Source organism: Neobacillus niacini (assembly GCF_023715415.1).
In the GTDB taxonomy this organism is placed as follows: Bacteria; Bacillota; Bacilli; order Bacillales; family Cytobacillaceae; genus Neobacillus; species Neobacillus niacini_C.
Genome location: NZ_JAMBOB010000004.1, coordinates 42,760 through 63,584 on the forward strand (window position 1 = coordinate 42,760; position 20,825 = coordinate 63,584).

Consider the following 20,825-nt stretch of genomic DNA (forward strand, 5'->3'; position numbering starts at 1 on the left):
ATGCATATTAAGATGTGACCATATAAAAAATTGTCTACTTTTGACCGTAATAAGCATTCACACCATGCTTGCGAAGATAGTGTTTATCTAATAAAAATTGATCAATTGGTTCAATTTGCGAGTTTAATTGAAAAGTATGCAGGGCCATTTTGGCTACTTCTTCAAGTACTACTGCATTATGAACAGCCTGACTGGCATCTTTTCCCCAACAAAACGGCGCATGGTTTGAAACGAGAACACCCGGCATTGCTAATGGATCAATGCCCCCTGTTTCAAATGTGTCAATAATGACATTTCCTGTTTCTAACTCATATGCACTCGTTATTTCTTCCTTTGTTAAGGTACGTGTGCAAGGTATTTCACCATAATAGTAATCAGCATGTGTTGTACCTAAAGCAGGAATTGAACGGCCAGCCTGTGCCCAAGAAGTAGCCCAAGGCGAATGTGTATGCACAATTCCACCAATATGTTCGAATGAGCGGTAAAGCGCAAGATGTGTTGGGGTATCAGAAGAAGGGCGCTTTGTTCCCTCAATAATGTTTCCTTCTAAATCCACTACAACCATATCTTCCAGCTTTAGCGCTTCGTATGGAACACCACTTGGCTTAATAATGACGAGTCCTTGATCACGGTCGATTCCACTAACATTTCCCCATGTAAACGTAACGAGTCCATGTTTTGGAAGCTGTAAATTTGCTTCCAAAACATCTTTTTTTAATTTTTCTAACATACTGTCTCCTCCGTTTTCTTTAAGGAGCTTTCCTTCTTAATTTTTTTCAGGGTCTTCATTACATTGTTTTCTCCGCGTCCAAAGTAGTCATATAAACGGGCATATTCATTGAAAAGCTGTTGATAACTATCAGCGTTCGCTTTAATAGGTTGATAGATATAATCCTTTACTCGTCCCATGTCTTTTGCAGCGTCTGTGATTGTATCGTAACCGCCGCGGTCTTTTCCAGCTGCTACTGCACCGAACATAGCAGAACCTAATGCAGGTGTCTGAGATGAAGCGGAGATCTTAATATCCATATTTAGAACATCTGCATAAATTTGCATCATCATTCTATTTTTTTCGGCAATTCCCCCAGCAGCGAAAACTTCGTTTACTGGAACACCGTTGTTTCGGAAAGTCTCAACAATCATTCTAGTACCAAATGCGGTTGCTTCGATTAATGCCCGGTAGATTTCTTCAGGTTTTGTTAATAGGGTTGCGCCTAACAATACTCCAGTCAAGTCAGCGTCAACAAGAGTAGAACGATTGCCATTCCACCAATCTAATGCCAATAGTCCACTTTCACCAACTTCAAGCTTGCTTGCCTTTTCAGTTAACAGCTGATGAATATTAATTCCCCTTGCATCCGCTTCTTCTTGGTAGCTTTGTGGTACACAGTTTTCCGTAAACCATTCAAAGTGGTCACCTACACATGATTGTCCAGCCTCATACCCCATATATCCTGGAATTACACCGTCCTCAACGACACCACACATACCCGGAACTACCTTCTCTTCTTCCCCAAGCAGAATGTGACAAGTTGAAGTTCCCATGATCATTAACAATTTACCAGGCTCCGTTATTCCTACTGCTGGAACCGCGACGTGTGCATCTACATTCGCAACCGCAACCGCCGTACCAGGCTTCAGCCCAGTTAACTTCGCTGCTTTTTCAGTGATTTCTCCCGCTTTGGCACCAATCGGGAAAATCTTTGTTGATAATTTTTCCTCGACAACGTTTTCCAACCGTGGATCAAGCGCCTTAAAGAATTCGTTTGATGGATATCCATCTTGCTTATGCCAAATGGCTTTGTAACCAGCCGTACAGCTGTTACGGGTTATTTCTCCCGTTAATTGTGAAATAACCCAATCAGTTGCTTCTAGTATTTGGTCTGCACCAGTATAGATTTCTGGTGCCTCATTTAAAATTTGCCAAACTTTTGGTATCATCCACTCAGATGATATTTTCCCGCCATAGCGAGATAGGAACTTTTCTCCACGTTCCTCTGCTATTTCGTTTAAACGATTTGCTTCGTCTTGTGCAGCATGATGTTTCCATAGCTTTACATAGCTGTGAGGATTGCTGCTATATTCTGGTTGAAAGCATAACGGTGTTCCATTCTTATCAATTGGCAGGACCGTACAAGCTGTAAAATCTATTCCTAAACCGATAACATCTTCTGCCGAAACTTGTGCTTTGGTTAAAACTTCTGGAATTGTAATTTCTAAGACTTCAAGGTAATCAGCTGGATGCTGCAAAGCCCAATCGTGTTCCAACTTTGTTTTTCCATCTGGTAAGTACTCATCCATTACCCCATGGGTATATTCCTTAACAGCAGTAGCAACCTCTCTCCCTGTACCCACCTCAACAAGCACCGCTCTTCCAGACTGTGTTCCATAATCTACACCAATCGAATATTTCGTCATTCCCTATCACCCTGCCTTTTTATGTAAGAATGCGTTTACAAAAATATGATTTATATATATATGCTTCACACAACATTATACGTACAAGGGCATAAGAAATCTTCTGTACCTTTTCCATACCCTACAAGTATGCATTTTCACTTTTCTATACCCTAACTTGTACGTATAACCTTTAAGACGATTGTACCACCTTTCTCTATTTTTTCAACGGTATTTTTTTCAGAAATAAAATTTTTTAGTGCCTATCTTAATAAATATTTTTATATTAATTCTTACATGTCTAATGAAATCTTTATTTGTGCATAATTTACTCATAGCGTATCATTATTCTATTTGATACTATTAGACTATACATTGGTTGTTGTACGTATAAGTAATATTTTTAGTATGCAAGTTGAAAGTGGTGAAATCGTGGCACAAAAAACCAAATATAATATGGTTAAAGAAAAAATAACAGAATGGATCACAAGCGGGGCCGTTAAACCTGGTGAAAAAATCTATTCCGAAAATGAACTAGTTAAAATGTTTGGTGTCTCTAGGCATACCGTTCGCCAGGCAGTTGGCGATTTAGTACACGAAGGATGGCTCTATCGTGAACAAGGAGCAGGAACGTTTTGCTCATTAAAAAAAGAATCCGCTGAGCCTCAGGTTCAAATTTCAAATACAAATGGGAAAAATATTGGTGTAATAACCACCTATATTTCAGATTATATCTTCCCTTCTATTATTAAAGGTATTGAGTCCTATTTGACAACCCAAGGGTACTCCTTAACATTCGCATGTACAGACAATGATGTCGAAAAGGAGAAACAGTGCCTGCAAACCATGTTAAGCAGAAATATTGATGGGCTAATTGTTGAACCAACAAAAAGCGGTAATTTTAATCCTAATATTAGTTACTATTTAGAACTAGAACAAAACAATACCCCTTATTTAATGATTAACCAATACTATTCACAGCTGATGCCACCGCATATTATTATGAATGATGAGTATGGCGGCTTTATTGCTACTGAACATTTAATTAAATTAGGCCACCAGAAGATAATTGGAATATTCAAAAGTGATGACCTTCAAGGGGTTAACCGAATGCAAGGCTTTATCCGGGCTTTTAGAGAGCATGGAATAACGTTTTTTCCAGATATGGTTGTCACCTATACAACAGAGGACCAGCAAAGCAAAATAGTTGAACAATTAAAGAATTTTTATACAAATGAAAAAATGCCTACAGCCATTGTGTGCTACAATGACCAATCAGCATTAAGCGTAATTGAAATGTTAAGAGGTCTTGATCTACGTGTCCCAGAGGATGTATCCATTGTTGGGTACGATGACTCCTTTTTAGCAGAGGCAACCGAAGTAAAATTAACATCGGTTTCTCACCCGAAAATGGAGATGGGTATTGAAGCTGCAAAGTGGATTGTTTCAGCAGTTGAAGGAAACAGCAGCAGTTACCCACAGTCTATCATATACGAACCAGAGTTGATTATACGCAGTTCGACTGCAGAAGTGAAAAAAACAACTTAATTCGTTAATATTCCTTCAAAAAGTCCACGGATTATCTGTGGACTTTTTACTTTCTCAAACAAAACTTTTAATAATTTACCCATAGTTTGATAAAATAAAATGATTAACTTAATTAGAGGAGATAAATGATGACTGAAAATACCGATTACATAGGCTATATTGGAACTTATACAAAAGGAGAGAGTAAAGGTATTTATTCTTTCAAGTTAGACACCACTGCCAAAACGATAGTCGATATTAAACTGGCTGCGGCTATAGAAAACCCTACCTATTTAACGATCAGCGGAAATCAACAGTATTTATATTCTGTTATGAAGAAAGGCGAGCTTGGCGGTGTTGCTGCATTTTCTATTGAAGCGAACGGTGAGTTATCCGCGATAAATAATCAGGCTGTTGAAGGTTCACCACCGTGCCATATTAGTGTAGATAGTAAAAACAGATATGTTTTTACTGCCAATTACCATAAAGGGAATGTAGAATCACATAATCTTGATTCAAACGAGGGACTCGTTCAGCCAGCTGTTTCAAGCATCAAACACGTGGGTTCTGGCCCAGACCCTAGGCAGGAAAAAGCACATACTCATTATGCAGGGCTAACCCCTGATGAAAACTATTTAGCAGTAGTTGAATTAGGAACGGATGCTCTTATTTCCTATAAAGTAAATGAAGATGGCACACTTAAAAAAGCGAGCCTGCTGCCAATTAAAGCCGGTAGCGGTCCACGACACCTAGCTTTTCACCCTAATGGCAAGTACGCTTATATTATGACAGAGTTCAGCTCCGAGGTAATTGCTTTAAACTATCAACCTGAAAATGGTCATTTCACTGAAAAACAGTATATTTCCACCATTCCGGAAGATTTTAAAGAAAATAACCAAGGAAGTGCGATTCATATTTCTAAGGACGGCCGTTATGTTTACGCTGGAAATCGCGGTCATAATAGTATTGCACTCTTCCAGGTCAACGAGGAAACAGGGGAACTTCGTTTCTTGGAGCACACTTCTACCGAGGGAGACTGGCCAAGGGATTTTTCAATTGACCCAACGGGAAAATTCGTTGTTGCCTCCAATCAAGAATCCAGCAATTTGGTGTTGTTTTCGCGAGATGAAAATTCCGGCAAACTAACTCTTTTGACATCTGATATTACAGTACCATACCCGGTTTGTGTTAAGTTTTTAGAAAAGTAGGGCTTAACTAATAAAGGATGTGTCTTCGATGAATTTCATTCATAGTCAAGAATCCTTGACGACAATAGAGTGGATTCTACGTGCGGTAGTAGGCTATTTTTTCTTGATACTAGTTGCCAAAGCGATGGGCCAGCGTTCCATTGCGCAGCTAAGACTGCTTGATTTCGTAATTGCTCTAATTATCGGAAACATTATTGCCCATCCATTGTCGGATGAACATCTTGGGCTAAAAGGTTCCCTTACAACTACAGTGGTGTTGGTGATCCTGTATATTGGAAGTGTCTATACTGTAATGAAATGGCCGCGAATTAGAAAACTAATTACTCCTCCACCGATTACACTTGTTAAAGACGGAGAGATTATCTATAAAGGGTTAAATAAAGCTAGAATATCAATTGATATTTTATTAGAAGAATTACGGGAAGAAAAAGTAGAAGATGTCAGCAAAGTTGCCTTAGCATTGTGGGAAGCCGATGGGAAGATTTCTGTTTTTTTGGATCCAAAATACGAAGCAATCACCCCATCAACCTATAACTTGGTCACCGAACCCTTTGATCTCCCTAAAACAATTGTTAAAGAAGGTAGAATTAATTTTCAAGAATTAACACAACTCAATAAAAAAAAGGATTGGCTCATTCATAATCTGAAAAACCAATATAATACGGAAATAGACAATGTCTTACTAGCAACCATCGATTGTAAGGATAATTTAAAAGTCTTCCTTTATAAATGATTTCCTGAAAATAGTAATTGACACTTCTGCTTTAGTGTAGTAAATTTTATAAAAAGTCTAAATATTATACTTTCTTATCAAGAGAGGCTGAGGGAATGGCCCTATGAAGTCTCAGCAACCTTCAATGTCTTTATTTCATTGAAAAGGTGCTAAGTCCATCAAGTTATTGGTTAACTTGTGAGATAAGAAGAATGACCTGTGCGAATACGCATCCAAAAGTCTTCTTCTTATAGAAGACTTTTTTTGTTTATATAAAAGGAGGATTAGGAAAATGGTTTATAAGGTTGACACGAAGTTAGCTCAAATTGGAAATAGAAGTGATAAGGTGACAGGCACCGTTAATCCTCCCGTATACTTTTCAACTGCTTACCGTCATGAAGGTATCGGACAATCCACAGGCTATGATTACTCACGAACAGGGAATCCTACTCGGCAGCTCCTTGAAAAGGCAATTGCTGACCTAGAAGGGGCAGATCAAGGATTTGCCTGCAGTTCGGGTATGGCTGCCATTTTTACGATTCTTTCCCTATTTCAATCTGGTGACGAGTGGATTGTAAGCGAAGATTTATATGGAGGAACGTATCGTTTACTGGAACAGGGCTTTAAAAAATGGGGACTTGAGACTCAATATGTGAATACCTGTAGTCCTGAAGAAATTGAGCGCCGGATTACTCCAAAAACTAAGGCTATTTTCCTTGAAACTCCGACCAATCCACTTATGCAGCAATCTGATATCAGTGCTGTCTCAAAAATTGCAAAGAAACACGGAATTATTCTGATTGTGGATAATACCTTCTATACCCCGCTTCTCCAGCAGCCTATCGTGCTTGGAGCGGATATTGTTATTCATAGTGCTACCAAATACTTAGGCGGTCATAATGATGTCCTTGCTGGTCTTATTGTTGCAAAGGGGAAAGAAATTTGTGAGGCGCTGGCATTTCACCATAACGGGGCAGGTGGAGTATTAAGTCCCTTTGATTCTTGGCTGGTGATGCGCGGAATGAAAACTTTATCCCTTCGTATGCAGCGGCATGAAAGCAATGCGAAAACAATAGTAGATTACCTTTCTGCACATGAAGGAGTAACGGATGTCCTTTACCCGGGAAGAGGCGGAATGGTTTCCTTCCGCTTACAGGATGAGTCTTGGATTAACCCATTCCTGCAGGAACTTTCACTTATTACGTTTGCGGAAAGCCTTGGCGGGACAGAAAGCTTTATTACGTACCCTGCAACACAAACCCATGCTGATATTCCAGAAGAAATTCGAATTCAGTCGGGTGTTTGTAATCGGTTATTACGATTTTCAGTAGGGCTTGAAGATCCAACCGATATTATTCAAGACCTTGAACAGGCATTAGCTAAATTAAAAGAAGGAGTGATTGGATAATGAGTTCGGAAGAATATCGTTTTGAAACAAAGCTCCTTCATAATCAGCATAAGGTTGATCCAAACACGGGAGCAGTAAGTGTGCCCATCCAGCATGCATCCACCTTCCATCAGTTTGATATCGAAAGTTTCGGAAAATACGATTACGCTAGAAGTGCAAACCCAACAAGAGAAGCACTCGAGGATGTAATCGCTGAATTAGAGGGTGGAACAAGAGGCTTTGCTTTTTCATCGGGAATGGCAGCTATTTCAACCGCCTTCCTCCTCCTTTCCTCCGGGGATCATATCGTTATTACGGAGGATGTATATGGCGGTACGTTTCGAATGGTTACTCAAGTACTGACTCGTTTCGGAATTGAACATACTTTTGTTGATATGACTGACATTCATCAAGTAAAAGCAGCCATTAAGCCTAATACCAAGGCATTTTATGTTGAAACACCGTCTAACCCTACATTAAAGGTAACGAATATTAAAGCAATTAGTGATTTGGCTAAAGAAATTAACGCCATTACTTATGTAGATAACACTTTTTTGACTCCTGAGTACCAGAGACCTTTAGAGCTTGGTGCGGATGTTGTTTTACATAGCGCAACTAAGTTCTTGTCTGGTCATAGTGATGTCGTTGCTGGCCTCGCGGTTGTAAAAGATGAAGAATTAGGAAAGAGACTGTACTCTTTACAAAATTCCTTTGGTGCTGTACTTGGGGTACAGGATGCATGGCTCGTACTGAGGGGATTAAAAACCCTTCACGTTAGACTAGAACAATCACAGAAATCAGCTCTTAAAATTGCCGAGTTCTTAGAGGAACATCCACTTGTTGAAAAAGTATATTACCCAGCTCTTAAAAATCATCCACAGCATGAATTGCAACAAGAACAGGCGGCCGGAGCAGGAGCTGTATTATCTTTTGACCTCTATGATGAAGAAGCTCTTAGGATTTTTGTCTCAAATGTAAAATTACCTGTATTTGCAGTGAGCCTTGGTGCGGTAGAATCCATTTTATCCTATCCAGCTAAAATGTCCCATGCTGCAATGCCGCAAGCAGAGAGAGAAAAGCGAGGAATCAAAAATAGTCTTCTCCGCCTTTCTGTTGGTTTAGAAAATCCAGATGATTTAATAAAGGATTTTTCACAAGCCCTTCAAGTGGTAAATGAACAACAACTGACTGTAAAAAGAGGCGGATAATATGAGTCTATTAGAAAAATTAGAGAAGCAAATACTAATTGCTGATGGTGCCATGGGTACTCTCCTCTACTCTTTTGGAAAGGATAGTTGTCTTGAAGAACTAAACCTTTCACATCCAGATAAGATACAGGAAATCCATAAAGCTTATATTGATGCTGGTGCTGACGTAATACAAACAAACACGTATGCGGCCAATTACTTAAAATTACAAAGATACGGTCTTGAGGATTCTGTTAAAGAAATCAATGCTGCAGCTGTCGAAAATGCCAAAAAGGCAGCCCAAAAGGATGCATATGTCCTAGGTACGATTGGCGGAAATCGCGGGATTAAGACCAATACAATTACAATTGAAGAATTAAAACGAAGCTTTCGTGAACAATTATATTGCCTATTGTTAGAAGGGGTCGATGGACTGCTATTAGAAACATTTTATGACCTGGAGGAGCTTCGTACTGTTCTTTCAATTGCTAGGAAAGAGACCAATCTACCTATCATAGCTCAGGTCTCCCTTCAGGAACCCGGTATCCTACAAGACCGAACACCCATTAATGAGGCGCTGACTAGTCTCGAAAACCTTGGTGCGGATGTAATAGGTTTAAATTGTCGACTTGGTCCACATCATATGCTTAAAAGCTTAGAACAGATTGAACTTCCTGTACATGCATATTTATCAGCCTATCCAAATGCAAGTCTGCCAGCTTATACGGACGGTAAATTTCACTTTGAGGGCGATGCCGATTATTTTAGCAAATCAGCAATCGCCTTCCGAAATGAAGGGGTACGTCTACTAGGGGGCTGCTGTGGTACAACACCTGAGCATATCCGAGCATTCGCTCAAGAATTAAAAAATAGTGAGCCAGTTACGGAAAAGGTCGTAAAATTTAAACAAAGGATTGTCGTTGAAAGTAATGCTCCAAAAAGAGAATTCCAGCCACTAGAGGAATTAGTTAAGGAAAAGCCATCGGTAATCGTAGAATTAGATCCTCCTAGAAAACTAGACACAACCAAGTTTTTTGAAGGGGCGAAGGCATTAAAGCACGCAGGTATTGATGCTATAACTCTTGCAGATAATTCGCTTGCACAGGTTCGGATATCTAATGAATCACTTGGTTATCTTGTAAAACAGGAACTAGGAATGCGCCCGCTTATCCATATTTCCTGCAGAGATCGAAACATTATCGGCCTCCAATCACATTTAATGGGGCTTCATACACTTGGAATGAATGATGTATTGGCGATTACAGGTGACCCAGCAAGAGTCGGCGACTTCCCTGGCGCCTCGTCAGTCTATGATGTTTCTTCATTTGAATTAATACAAATGATTAAACAATTGAATGAAGGCTTATCCTTTTCAGGAAAAGACCTTGGCCAGAAAACTGCCTTTAGCATTGCCGGTGCCTTTAATCCAAATGTTCGTTCAGTAGAAAAGGCCGTAAAACGTCTAGAGAAGAAGATTGAATATGGCGCAGATTATTTTATTTCACAGCCTGTCTTCTCTGAGGAAAAATTGATTGAAGTATATGAGCATACAAAACACCTTAAAGCGCCTATTTATATTGGGCTGATGCCTCTAACAGGCAGTAGAAATGCAGAGTTTCTTCATAATGAAGTACCTGGAATAAAAATCTCCCAATCGATTCGTGACAGGATGTCTGCATTAAATGATCAACCGCTTCTAGCAGCACGTGAAGGAATTGAAATAACGAAATCGTTAATTGACACAGCACTAGATTTATTTAATGGGATTTATTTAATCACACCATTTTTACGGTATGAACTAACAACGGAATTAGCTATATATGCTAAACAGCGTGCAAGTCAAGTAAGGGGGAACAACTATGTTGAAAGCTCCATTCAGTGAACAACTACAAAAACGGATTCTTGTTATGGACGGCGCCATGGGTACGATGATTCAGGACGCAAATTTAACAGCAGAAGACTTTGGCGGCGAGCAATACGAGGGCTGTAATGAGTATCTGAATATAACAGCTCCTGAGACAATCGCAAAAATTCATCGTGAGTACTTGGAGGCTGGTGCGGATATTATTGAAACCAACAGCTTCGGGTCCACAAGTATTGTTCTTGATGACTACAATTTAGGATTTAGAGCATATGAATTAAATAAAATTGCTGGTCAAATTGCCAAGAAGGAAGCGGAAAAAATTTCAACAGCCGAGTGGCCGCGGTATGTTGCGGGTTCAATGGGACCGACAACAAAAACGCTAAGCGTTACTGGCGGAACCACCTTTGAAGCACTTGCTGCTTCTTATGAGGAACAAGCCATTGGGCTGATTGACGGTGGTGTGGACCTCCTGCTGCTTGAAACAAGTCAGGATATGCTGAATGTAAAGGCTGGCTTTATTGGAATAAAAAATGCATTTGATAAAACAGGAAAAGTACTTCCATTAATCGTCTCGGGTACAATCGAGCCGATGGGTACCACTCTTGCTGGTCAGTCCATTGAGTCATTTTATATCTCCTTAGAGCATATGAGTCCCGTTGCAGTTGGGTTAAATTGTGCAACAGGTCCTGAGTTTATGCAGGATCATGTTCGTTCCCTTTCTAACCTTGCATCAACAGCGATTATTTGTTATCCAAATGCAGGGCTGCCTGATGAGGAAGGACATTATCATGAAACACCTGAAACGTTAGCAAAGAAGCTTGCTGATTTTGCTGCCCACGGATGGCTGAATATTGTTGGCGGCTGCTGTGGTACAACACCTAACCATATTCGTGCCATTACAGAAGAGATGAAAAAGTACTCACCACGCGAGGCTCAGTCTTCTGATTTCCATATGGTATCAGGGATTGAACCATTTGTTTACGATGACCCGACACTACGTCCGATTATGGTTGGTGAACGGACAAACGTCATTGGCTCTCGTAAATTCAAACGGTTAATTAATGAAGGTAAGATTGAAGAAGCAGCAGAAATTGCACGTGCACAGGTTAAAGGCGGTGCACATGTTATTGATATTTGTCTTGCGGACCCTGATCGGGATGAATTAACTGACATGGAGAATTTCATTCCAGAAGTAGTGAAGAAAATAAAAGCTCCGCTTGTTATTGATTCCACAGATGAAAAAGTAATTGAAAAAGCACTCAAGTATTCTCAAGGAAAAGCGATTATTAATTCGATTAACCTTGAAGATGGTGAGGAAAGATTTGAGGCAGTTGTCCCACTGATTCATAAATACGGAGCTGCTGTCGTCGTTGGTACGATTGATGAAAAAGGTATGGGTGTTACAGCTGAAAAGAAATTGGAAATTGCCAAGCGATCTCATGACATTCTCGTCAACAAGTATGGTTTAAAGCCCCAGGATCTAATATTTGACCCGCTTGTTTTTCCAGTTGGTACAGGTGATGAACAGTATATTGGATCTGCAAAAGCAACGGTGGAAGGTATTAAGCTAATCAAAGAACATCTTCCTAAGACACAAACCATTCTTGGAATTAGCAATGTATCCTTTGGTCTTCCACCTGTTGGCAGAGAAATATTAAATTCGGTGTTTTTATACCACTGTACTTTAGCAGGTCTTGATTATGCGATTGTAAATACTGAAAAACTAGAGCGGTTCGCTTCTATCTCAAAGGAAGAAGTTGCATTAGCAGAAGCCCTTTTATTTAACACAACAGATGAAACCTTAGCTACCTTTACTGAATTTTATCGAGGCAAGAAGAAAGAGACAAAGAGTACAGTACCAAATATGAGTTTGGAAGAACGACTCTCTTACTACGTGGTCGAAGGTACGAAGGAAGGTCTTTTGCAGGATTTGGCGTTAGCGATTGAAAAGTACCCTGCCCCGCTTGATATCATTAATGGACCATTAATGGAAGGCATGAAAGAAGTAGGGAGACTGTTTAACGACAATCAGCTGATTGTTGCCGAAGTTCTCCAAAGTGCTGAAGTTATGAAGGCATCTGTCTCTTATTTAGAACCTTATATGGAAAAGGGTGATGTTTCTTCTTCCAAAGGAAAAGTCATCTTAGCAACTGTAAAAGGTGATGTACATGATATTGGGAAAAATCTAGTTGACATTATCCTTAGCAATAACGGTTATGATGTTCATGATTTGGGGATTAAAGTAACACCTACAGAATTGGTTCAAGTCATCCAAAAAGAAAAACCGGACATCGTTGGATTATCTGGCTTACTAGTAAAATCTGCACAGCAAATGGTGTTAACAGCACAAGATATGAAGGAAGCTGGTATCTCAACTCCAATCATGGTAGGAGGAGCTGCCCTTTCTAGAAAGTTTACCGATACCAAAATTGCAAAAGAGTATGATGGACTTGTTCTTTATGCCAAGGATGCTATGACTGGATTATCACTTGCGAATCAGCTTCAATCTCCAGAAGAGTACGAAAAACTGATTGCTGAAAAAAGGGAAAAACTAGCTGCGATTGAACTTCCGCGCGATTTGCCTATTCGCTCAGCTGTATCCACCGCAGTTAAAACAAGACCATCTGTTTCGACAGAAGTTCCGGTTTTTACACCGATGGATACGAAGAAACATATCTTAAAAACCTATTCCCTATCCCATATTGAGCCATATATCAATATGCAAATGTTAATTGGCCACCACCTAGGGGTTAAAGGTAAAATTGCTAATTTACTTGCAGAGAAAAATGAAAAAGCCGTAAAGGTAAAAGAAGTAGTGGATGGTTTATTAGCAGATGCTAATGAGGGTAATTGGATTTTACCTGCGGCTGTCTATCAATTCTTTCCAGCTCAATCTGAGGGAAATAAAATATTTATTTATGACCCAGAGGAGCCTAGTACTGTTATTGAAACATTTGACTTTCCACGTCAGGAATCTGCACCTCATTTATGTTTAGCAGACTTTGTAAAATCTGTTGACAGTGGGGAGAAAGATTATGTTGGATTCTTTACAGTAACTGCGGGAAGAGGAATCCGTGAAAAGGCAGACCAGTTAAAGGCAGAAGGCCGTTTCCTTGAGAGTCATGCCTTGCAAGCTTTAGCGCTTGAATCAGCAGAAGGCTTTGCAGAATTGATTCATCGTCAAATGCGCGACCGCTGGGGATTCCCAGATCCGCTGACGTTTACGATGCAGGATCGATTTACAGCTAAGTATCAGGGGCAGCGCTTCTCATTTGGTTATCCAGCATGCCCGGACTTAGAGGATCAGAAAAAATTATTTGCATTGATTCAACCAGAGGAAATCGGGATTGAATTGACGGACGGCTGCATGATGGAGCCAGAAGCATCCGTATCAGCCATGGTATTTGCCCATCCAGAGGCGAGATACTTTAATGTATTAAGATAAATGAAGTCCGCGGAATGGAATCCGCGGACTTTTTTATTTCGTCTGAATTTTGATTCTGAAGGTATTTGTGATAATCGCGCCAGCTCCATTAATGGTGAACATTTCTTGACATTTTCGTCTTAAATCGATATAGTTACCTAGGTAAATAAAATAATTACCCAGGTAAGTAATGTACTTATATTAACTTTGGAGTGAACTAAAATTTGACTAACCACGCATTATTTCATACTCTTCATCAACTTTCCCGACAATTGACCAATAGACTTAATGACGCTCTAAAACCATTTGGTTTATATAGTGCGCAATGGTCTGTCCTTTTTGTTTTACATACAAAAGGCTCACTAACCCAAAAAGAACTCTCTGATTATTTATTTGTTGAAGCTCCTCCGATGACCCGGACGATCCAACGGCTTGTTAAACAAGGATATGTAAAACAAATCCCTGGCAAGGACAAACGTGAGAAGTATATCGAATTAACAGAGGAAGCAATAAAGGAATTTCCAAATTGGGAACAGGTTGTTACGGAGTGTAATCAGACATTATTAAAGAGTTTTCCAGAAACCTCACAGCAAGAATTATTGACATTGCAAAGTGTTTGGTTAAAACAGCTTTTGTAAAGGAGTGAAAAAAAACATGAACAAACCTAAATTATGGACGAAGGATTTTATAAACATTTCCTTGAGTAACTTTTTTCTATTTTTAACCTTCTATATCTTACTCGTAACTCTGCCAATTTTCTCCTTGCAGGAATTTGACAGTAATGCTTCACAGGCAGGTTTAATGACCACTGTTTTCTTGTTATCAGCCATCATATCAAGACCACTTGCCGGCCAATGGCTTGAACGTGGCAGCAATAGAAAAGTGTTATTAACAGCTCTTGTTATTTTCGCAGCCGCTTCGCTTTTATACTTTTTCCCCCAAACGGTAACAGGCTTCCTTATCATTCGGTTATTGCACGGAGTAGGATTTGGAATGGCCACTACCGCAGTAGGAGCGATTGTTGCAGACCTTATCCCAAGCTCACGTAGAGGAGAAGGAATGGGATACTTTGTCATGTCGACAAATATGGCAATGGTATTAGGACCATTTGTGGGGTTGACAGCCATCCAACAATGGGGAGCAAAAACCATGTTTATCCTAACTGTCATTGTTGCCATAGGGGCACTAATCACTGGTCTAACTGTTAAATTAACAAATATTGAAGAACCTAATCGCAAGGTTATTGTTCCGGCTTTCTCCTTGAAGAGCTTTTTTGAACCTTCTTCAGTTTCGATTGCCATTGTAGGCAGTTTCTTAGCGATTGTATATTCTGCCCTACTTTCCTTCGTATCTGTCTACGCAAATGAAATACATGTTAGCGAGGTCTCAAGTCTATTCTTTGTGGTGTATGCGATCATTTTATTAATGTCTAGACCCTTTACAGGAAGGTGGCTGGATCAATATGGTCCTAACGTGATTGTATTCCCTTCCATCGTCTTGTTTGCCTTTGGTATGTTTGTCTTGAGTCAAAGCAACGGAGCGATTACGTTTCTCGTTTCTGCCGGAATGATCGGTTTAGGTTGGGGTACTCTTTTTCCAACCTTCCAAACCATTGCCATTCAGAACGCTGCACCTAGAAAACGTGGTTTAGCTACTGCTACTTTCCTATCAATCTACGATATTGGCATTGCACTCGGTTCATTCTTGGTGGGGTTAATCGCAGCAAAAATGGATTTTAGCTCTTTGTACTTCCTATGTTCGTTCTACATTCTTATCGGAGCACTTCTTTACTACTTCTTGCAAGTTCGAAAACCAAAAATGACACGCCAGCAACATTTAAAAGTAAATGAGCAATAATATCTAGAACCATCATTTATTTAGATGGTTCTTTTTTACGCCATAAGCAATGATTTTTACTTTTCCAATTTATTAGGGTACACTTTTTTTGTATGTTATTTTTTCGAATGGAGGTTTTTACATGTTTGATGTTGTAGTGATTGGTGCTGGACCTGCAGGAGCAAGTGCTGCCTTATTGACTGCTAAAGCAGGAAAGAAAACTTTGGTGCTTGATAATGATAAGACAGTTACAAAGCGTGCTTGGGTTGAAAACCATTATGGCGTGATGGAAATCTCTGGACCAGACCTCGTTGAAATTGGTAAACAGCAGGTAAGTAAATTTGGCGGAGAGATCGTCCAGGCTACAGTTACGAATATTAGCAAAGTTGGAGAAGGCTTTAAGGTGGAAACCGAAAACGGTGACTATGATGCAAAGCATGTAATCGTTGCTACAGGTTTCCTTGTAGACTTAGCTGAAAAAGCGGGTTTAACTACCAAGCCTGGTACTGAGCCTAGAGTAAAAACGATCCTTGATGTAGATGCGGAAGGTAAATCAAATATCGATGGCATATGGGCAGCCGGTACTGTGGCTGGTGTGAGCGTACATACTATCGTTACTGCTGGTGACGGTGCAAAGGTTGCAATTAATGTAATTAGTGTATTGAATGGCGAACGCTATGTCGACCATGATGTCTTAAAAGCATAATTTAAAAATCAAAACCCCCATATTTATTTGGGGGTTTTGTAATAAATTCATACCTCTAGATCTTTTCCCTCTTCAACAATATGGAATAAGAGATGTGCTAGGTGGTGTATTGGCCCATAGTCTTCTTCCTCTTCACTTACCTCTTCATTAAATTCAAGATCATTTAGATAAAGAGCTGTAAACTCATAAAAATCCTTCAATTGGAAGGAATAGCAGCCCACTGGGTCTTCACTTCCATCCTCTCCTGTCGGATCTTCATATTGAAGCACCATGTATGACACATCCCCATCGGCATCTTCTGCGTCGAAAAAGACAAAAAAGCCAATGTTCGTATCTAAATCAAATAGATGTCTTGTACCACCTTCTGTTGCTTTTTCAAAGTCCTCCTGGCTTAGCTTTTGAATCTGCATTGAATCCACATTGTCTTCTTGATGAAAACCTACAACAAACGATTTCATATTCTTCTCCTCCTTGTTAACACATATAAACTATTTTTCCCCTAATAATAAATTTTAATTAATATTAACTGAAATAAAAAGATCCTTCGAGATAGGTGCTCCTATCATGAAGGATCTTTTAGATTCACCCAACTGGTGGTAAAATAGGGTGAACATTAATATTCGTACTTGACTCAGCCATGGCAACGGTAGAAGTATATTGGCTACTATTGTTCTTAATGGGTGAAAATAGGATAAGAAGTGAAAGTGAAATCCCTACTATTATTGCCTTTTTCATAATCTTCCTCCTCAATTGAGCTTTGTAAAATATTTTACTGCCTCTAAATACATCCCTTGTGTACTATAGTAGTCTGATAGCATTTTGTAAAAACGGGTCAGATCATCTTTATGTTCTTTTGTTTCCTCAAAGTAAGGAATTACCTTTAATTCTAAGTATTTAATACCTTTTTCAAGTGAAGTCATATGAATTAGAAAAAACTCTGCCAAAAGCTTGTATTTTTTCACAGCAATCTCCTTAGATAGAGATTTAACTGTTTGGAAACACTCTTCTGCCTTGTCATAGGATTGACTAGACCAATGTAGTTCTCCAATCGTATAGAGCGTTACAAGATAGTTTATATCTTTTACAGGTTGAAGTGCCAGACTTTTTTCATAAAAGGCTAATGCTTCTTTTTCATTATTCATTCTTTTATGTAAGTAGCCCATATTATGATAGATTTGCGGCAACATCTTTTCTTCCTTTAATAATTCTGCGTTTCGGATTAAATGCCTAAAACAAACTAATGCTTCCTCATAAATATTTGAATGAGTATAGTTAATTCCTAATAGCATTAACGTGTGCAGTATACGGTAAAAATTATGCTGGTTCATAAAGATTTGCAGTGCCAGCTTGCCAAAATGAATGGCATGTCCTGAGTGTTCAAGCGAGGTCTTAACGAGAGCACGATGATAGAGAAATTCTCCATTTGTTGTTTCATTATCGTTGTCCACATATAATTCTTCTAGCAGGTCATCAGCACTTCTATACTGACCCTTTAATATTAAAAATACAGCATTATAATAGCGAAATAAATACCTTTCATGTTGGGAAAAATTTTTCTTTTGTTTATGTAATAAATCCCTTTGTTCCTCAGCATCTGATAGTAATCCTTTGAATAATAGATAGCGATATTTATATAATTCATATGAATACATTTGAGCAGAAAAAGGGATAACATGTTCTAATTCTTTAAGCCTTTTATAGATTATTTCAATTTCCTCTCGTAAATAGAAGTTGATTTTTTCGCCAAAATCTTTTAATAGACTTTTTATTAACTCTTCTTTTTCTTCCATGTCTCCATAGCTTATTTCAAGTCTCTCTAACAATAAGGAAATGGTTTCTTCATTCGCATCTTTTGAATTATTCTCAATCTTACTTAAATGAGGGATAGAGCAAATTCCAGCAGCAAGTTCTTTTTGTGTAATCCCCTTTTGAGTTCTGTAGTACTTAATCAATGGTCCAAATTCCATAAAATAACCACCCTCTAGAAGCTCTTCCGTTTTCCCCTATTTTATACCAACACTATCACCTCTTCCACTTATTTGTTTCAGACTATTTAAAAAATAATGACATAAAGGGTAAAAAAGCCATCTGTAAAAATAATCAGATGGCTTTTTTCCTATTATCTTACTCTTGGAAATCCATAGCCTGATGCATAATCATCGCCAGTTGCAGCTCCTGTTCCGCCTTTAATATCATAAAGTTTTGCTCTGTCCTGAAGCTCTTTACGAAGCTGGGTGTGTGATAACGAAGGACTTTCAGCCCATATCTTGGCTGCTAATCCCGATACATGAGGCGTAGCCATTGATGTTCCGCTGATTGTATTGTAAGAACCATCGTACCATGTAGACTCGATTGCTCTCCCAGGAGCAGAAACCTCTACATCACGCTCTTGAATGACATAATCACCATCTGTAGCAGGATTGCCTCGAGAAGAGAAATCAGCTACACGATATGTACCGTTTTGCTGAACATCTTCCAATGCTGCTACTGCTACAGCGTTGACTAGTGCGCCTGGATACCCAATCGTATTGCTTGATGGACCATCATTCCCAGCCGCTGCAATAACTAATACACCTTTACCGTAGGCATAATCGACAGCACTTGAAATCAGGGAATCCTTTGCACTAGAACCTAATGACATGGAGATAATTACTTTTGAACCTGTCCTAGTTGCCTCATCCGCAGCTTTACGAATGGCTGAAGCAATGTCATCTGAATAACCAGATCCCCGATTATTTAGCACTTTGTATGCCCATAAATCAGCCTCTGGTGCCACTCCATATATCCCTTGGCCCGTTCCGCCGTCTGCAAGTACGGTACCTGCTACATGCGTACCATGACCATTTCCATCGGAGCAACTGCCCTCTATAAGAGGTGATTTGTTTTGAGTAAAATCTTTACATTGCTCCACTCTATTCGTTAGATCTGCGTGACTCGTATTAGCCCCCGTATCAAGTACTGCCACCTTAATTCCAGCGCCACCAGAGGTTGACTGAATAGCAGAATCGTTATATATTGCTTGAATTCCCCATGGTGTTCGATCACTTGGACCAGAATTGGCAGAACCACCAGGTTTAGCGGCCGCCTCTTTATTTGGTGCCAACTGGACTTCCTCAACTCTTTCAATACTTAAGTTTTTATTTTTCAATAGCGCTTGGTATTGTTTGCTGTTAACCGTGGTTGTAAAACCCTCTGCCCCAAAATCCCAACGAACCCCAACAGTTTTCTTTGCCTGTGCCTTATCAGCGGATGGACCTTGAATAATAACCCGAAGCGGTTCCTCCTGGCTGTTTGGCTGCTGACCGAAAGCCCCTGTTGCAAACATGGATACTCCCATTACAAAGCTAAGTACTGACGCTCCTACTACTTTTCTCTTTTTCATTCACATTCACCCCTACCTTATCTACTCCAGGCTTGGACCTGTTCCTCAATTTTATTTAGAATATTCAGAATATGTAAATGAAAAAATACCTATAAAAGTTGGGAAATTTTTCGTTTCCACAAAAAAAGACCCTGAAGATTTTCTCCAGAGCCTCCTTCTTTTTTCTTGTATGACATTAGAAATATTTCTTTTTCCAAAAAATTAATGCTGTTAAGGTAGATAAAATACTAGCTACAGCGATTGATATCCAAAAGGCATGTGGGCTGTTTTGCATCGGTAGGTCCACGTTCATCCCATAAAAACTGAAAACGATGGTTGGGAATGAAAGTATGATGGTAAAGGATGTCAAAAATTTCATGACAATATTTACGTTATTGGAAATAATCGATGCAAAAGCATCCATCATGCCGCTAAGGATCGAGCTGTACGTTTCAGCCATCTCAATTGCCTGGATTTTCTCAATCATTACGTCTTCTAATAAATCCTTATCTTCCTCATACATTTTTATATAACTAAAACGAAGAATTTTATCTAATACGACTTTATTGGATTTTAGGGACGTTGTGAAATAAACAAGGCTCTTTTCTAAAGCAAGAAAAGCATACAGTTCTTTATTTTTCATTGATTGATGAAGTTCGCGTTCAATCTCATTTGTTCGTTTGTTAATTTGTTTCAAGTACCGCAGATAATAGGATGTAATAATAGCAAGAATTTGCAGAGCAAATCGGTTCTTTTTAAAGGTATAAAACTCTTTTATCTTATTATTCTTAAAAACTTCTAAGATGGGAGTATCCTTTAAGGATACAGTGATAATACACTCTTCAGTTAATACGATTCCAATTGGGATGGTCTCATAGATGGGAAAGCCAGCATCATCATGAGTAATATACGGATAATCCACAATGATATAAACCTGGCCATCCTCACGCTCAATTCTTGGACGTTCTTCGTCATCTAGGGCGTCTCTGATAAAGTCTACATAGATGTTAGCTTCAGCTGTAACCCTGTTAATTTCTTCTTCGGTTGGGGCGTACATATTAATCCAGCAGCCCTTTGAGATTTTTTCTACCTGTTCAAGCACTCTTGTTTCACTGCTTTTATAAATCTCCAACATAATAAAACCTCCTCACTACATTGTTCGAGGAAGCCAAACTACCTTCTTTAGAGCTGATATTCCTGAAGAATCCAATTCAAA

At 39.2% G+C, this 20,825-nt stretch carries 17 protein-coding genes and 1 riboswitch; of the genes, 10 read left to right on the forward strand and 7 right to left on the reverse strand.

Features of this window, described 5'->3' with window-relative positions; translation table 11 throughout:
- Positions 1 to 34: 34 nt before the first annotated feature.
- The gene (araD, locus tag M3189_RS09495) at positions 35 to 730 is read right to left on the reverse strand and encodes an L-ribulose-5-phosphate 4-epimerase (RefSeq protein ID WP_251633637.1); all 696 of its coding nucleotides are present in this window, start codon (positions 728 to 730) and stop codon (positions 35 to 37) included.
- Positions 724 to 2,418 (reverse strand): ribulokinase, encoded by a 1,695-nt coding sequence (gene araB / locus M3189_RS09500; RefSeq protein ID WP_251633639.1) that lies wholly within the window; start codon positions 2,416 to 2,418, stop codon positions 724 to 726. The genes araD and araB overlap by 7 nt, the downstream gene beginning before the upstream one ends.
- 411 nt (positions 2,419 to 2,829) lie before the next feature.
- Here araB and M3189_RS09505 point away from each other — a divergent pair, with 411 nt between their 5' ends.
- The 10 genes from M3189_RS09505 to M3189_RS09550 all read left to right on the forward strand — a co-directional run bounded on the left by M3189_RS09505 (position 2,830) and on the right by M3189_RS09550 (position 16,248).
- Positions 2,830 to 3,945: a GntR family transcriptional regulator gene (locus tag M3189_RS09505; protein WP_353057413.1), complete on the forward strand. Its 1,116-nt coding sequence runs from the start codon at positions 2,830 to 2,832 to the stop codon at positions 3,943 to 3,945.
- Between the two features lie 128 nt (positions 3,946 to 4,073).
- Positions 4,074 to 5,132, forward strand: a complete 1,059-nt coding sequence (locus M3189_RS09510; protein ID WP_251633642.1) for a lactonase family protein — start codon at positions 4,074 to 4,076, stop codon at positions 5,130 to 5,132.
- A 28-nt stretch (positions 5,133 to 5,160) separates the two neighbouring features.
- A complete protein-coding gene (locus M3189_RS09515; protein ID WP_251633643.1) occupies positions 5,161 to 5,865 on the forward strand; it encodes a DUF421 domain-containing protein in 705 nt (234 codons plus the stop codon).
- 71 nt (positions 5,866 to 5,936) lie between these two features.
- Positions 5,937 to 6,054, forward strand: a riboswitch (SAM riboswitch).
- Between the two features lie 82 nt (positions 6,055 to 6,136).
- Positions 6,137 to 7,252: a methionine biosynthesis PLP-dependent protein gene (locus tag M3189_RS09520; RefSeq protein ID WP_251633644.1), complete on the forward strand. Its 1,116-nt coding sequence runs from the start codon at positions 6,137 to 6,139 to the stop codon at positions 7,250 to 7,252.
- Entirely contained in the window at positions 7,252 to 8,439 is a 1,188-nt protein-coding gene (gene metC / locus M3189_RS09525) for a cystathionine beta-lyase (RefSeq protein WP_251633646.1), read from the forward strand. Before M3189_RS09520 ends, metC begins: the two co-directional genes overlap by 1 nt.
- A gap of 1 nt (position 8,440) precedes the next feature.
- Entirely contained in the window at positions 8,441 to 10,300 is a 1,860-nt protein-coding gene (locus M3189_RS09530) for a bifunctional homocysteine S-methyltransferase/methylenetetrahydrofolate reductase (protein ID WP_251633647.1), read from the forward strand.
- Positions 10,278 to 13,727 (forward strand): methionine synthase, encoded by a 3,450-nt coding sequence (gene metH / locus M3189_RS09535; RefSeq protein WP_251633650.1) that lies wholly within the window; start codon positions 10,278 to 10,280, stop codon positions 13,725 to 13,727. The genes M3189_RS09530 and metH overlap by 23 nt, the downstream gene beginning before the upstream one ends.
- A gap of 203 nt (positions 13,728 to 13,930) precedes the next feature.
- Entirely contained in the window at positions 13,931 to 14,344 is a 414-nt protein-coding gene (locus M3189_RS09540) for a MarR family winged helix-turn-helix transcriptional regulator (RefSeq protein WP_251633651.1), read from the forward strand.
- A gap of 16 nt (positions 14,345 to 14,360) precedes the next feature.
- The gene (locus M3189_RS09545) at positions 14,361 to 15,563 is read left to right on the forward strand and encodes an MFS transporter (RefSeq protein WP_251633653.1); all 1,203 of its coding nucleotides are present in this window, start codon (positions 14,361 to 14,363) and stop codon (positions 15,561 to 15,563) included.
- A 121-nt stretch (positions 15,564 to 15,684) separates the two neighbouring features.
- Positions 15,685 to 16,248, forward strand: a complete 564-nt coding sequence (locus M3189_RS09550) for an FAD-dependent oxidoreductase (RefSeq protein WP_251633655.1) — start codon at positions 15,685 to 15,687, stop codon at positions 16,246 to 16,248.
- Positions 16,249 to 16,295: 47 nt separating this feature from the next.
- Here the strand turns inward: M3189_RS09550 and M3189_RS09555 are convergent, their stop codons facing one another.
- The 5 genes from M3189_RS09555 to M3189_RS09575 form a co-directional block, all read right to left on the reverse strand.
- The gene (locus M3189_RS09555; RefSeq protein ID WP_045519128.1) at positions 16,296 to 16,706 is read right to left on the reverse strand and encodes a hypothetical protein; all 411 of its coding nucleotides are present in this window, start codon (positions 16,704 to 16,706) and stop codon (positions 16,296 to 16,298) included.
- 124 nt (positions 16,707 to 16,830) lie between these two features.
- The gene (locus M3189_RS09560; protein WP_251633656.1) at positions 16,831 to 16,983 is read right to left on the reverse strand and encodes a hypothetical protein; all 153 of its coding nucleotides are present in this window, start codon (positions 16,981 to 16,983) and stop codon (positions 16,831 to 16,833) included.
- Positions 16,984 to 16,994: 11 nt separating this feature from the next.
- On the reverse strand, positions 16,995 to 18,215 hold the full coding sequence (locus tag M3189_RS09565) for a tetratricopeptide repeat protein (RefSeq protein ID WP_251633658.1): 1,221 nt from the start codon (positions 18,213 to 18,215) through the stop codon (positions 16,995 to 16,997).
- A 152-nt stretch (positions 18,216 to 18,367) separates the two neighbouring features.
- Entirely contained in the window at positions 18,368 to 19,630 is a 1,263-nt protein-coding gene (locus tag M3189_RS09570; protein ID WP_251633659.1) for a S8 family peptidase, read from the reverse strand.
- 175 nt (positions 19,631 to 19,805) lie between these two features.
- Positions 19,806 to 20,744: a magnesium transporter CorA family protein gene (locus tag M3189_RS09575; protein WP_251633660.1), complete on the reverse strand. Its 939-nt coding sequence runs from the start codon at positions 20,742 to 20,744 to the stop codon at positions 19,806 to 19,808.
- Between the last annotated feature and the right edge of the window lie 81 nt (positions 20,745 to 20,825).

Excerpts from the sequence above, each read along its gene's own strand:
- araD (WP_251633637.1), bottom strand. The coding sequence starts at position 730 with ATGTTAGAAAAATTAAAAAAAGATGTTTTGGAAGCAAATTTACAGCTT.
- araB (WP_251633639.1), bottom strand. The coding sequence starts at position 2,418 with ATGACGAAATATTCGATTGGTGTAGATTATGGAACACAGTCTGGAAGA.
- M3189_RS09510 (WP_251633642.1), top strand. The coding sequence starts at position 4,074 with ATGACTGAAAATACCGATTACATAGGCTATATTGGAACTTATACAAAA.
- M3189_RS09515 (WP_251633643.1), top strand. The coding sequence starts at position 5,161 with ATGAATTTCATTCATAGTCAAGAATCCTTGACGACAATAGAGTGGATT.
- M3189_RS09520 (WP_251633644.1), top strand. The coding sequence starts at position 6,137 with ATGGTTTATAAGGTTGACACGAAGTTAGCTCAAATTGGAAATAGAAGT.
- metC (WP_251633646.1), top strand. The coding sequence starts at position 7,252 with ATGAGTTCGGAAGAATATCGTTTTGAAACAAAGCTCCTTCATAATCAG.
- M3189_RS09530 (WP_251633647.1), top strand. The coding sequence starts at position 8,441 with ATGAGTCTATTAGAAAAATTAGAGAAGCAAATACTAATTGCTGATGGT.
- metH (WP_251633650.1), top strand. The coding sequence starts at position 10,278 with ATGTTGAAAGCTCCATTCAGTGAACAACTACAAAAACGGATTCTTGTT.
- M3189_RS09545 (WP_251633653.1), top strand. The coding sequence starts at position 14,361 with ATGAACAAACCTAAATTATGGACGAAGGATTTTATAAACATTTCCTTG.
- M3189_RS09550 (WP_251633655.1), top strand. The coding sequence starts at position 15,685 with ATGTTTGATGTTGTAGTGATTGGTGCTGGACCTGCAGGAGCAAGTGCT.
- M3189_RS09555 (WP_045519128.1), bottom strand. The coding sequence starts at position 16,706 with ATGAAATCGTTTGTTGTAGGTTTTCATCAAGAAGACAATGTGGATTCA.
- M3189_RS09560 (WP_251633656.1), bottom strand. The coding sequence starts at position 16,983 with ATGAAAAAGGCAATAATAGTAGGGATTTCACTTTCACTTCTTATCCTA.
- M3189_RS09565 (WP_251633658.1), bottom strand. The coding sequence starts at position 18,215 with ATGGAATTTGGACCATTGATTAAGTACTACAGAACTCAAAAGGGGATT.
- M3189_RS09570 (WP_251633659.1), bottom strand. The coding sequence starts at position 19,630 with ATGAAAAAGAGAAAAGTAGTAGGAGCGTCAGTACTTAGCTTTGTAATG.
- M3189_RS09575 (WP_251633660.1), bottom strand. The coding sequence starts at position 20,744 with ATGTTGGAGATTTATAAAAGCAGTGAAACAAGAGTGCTTGAACAGGTA.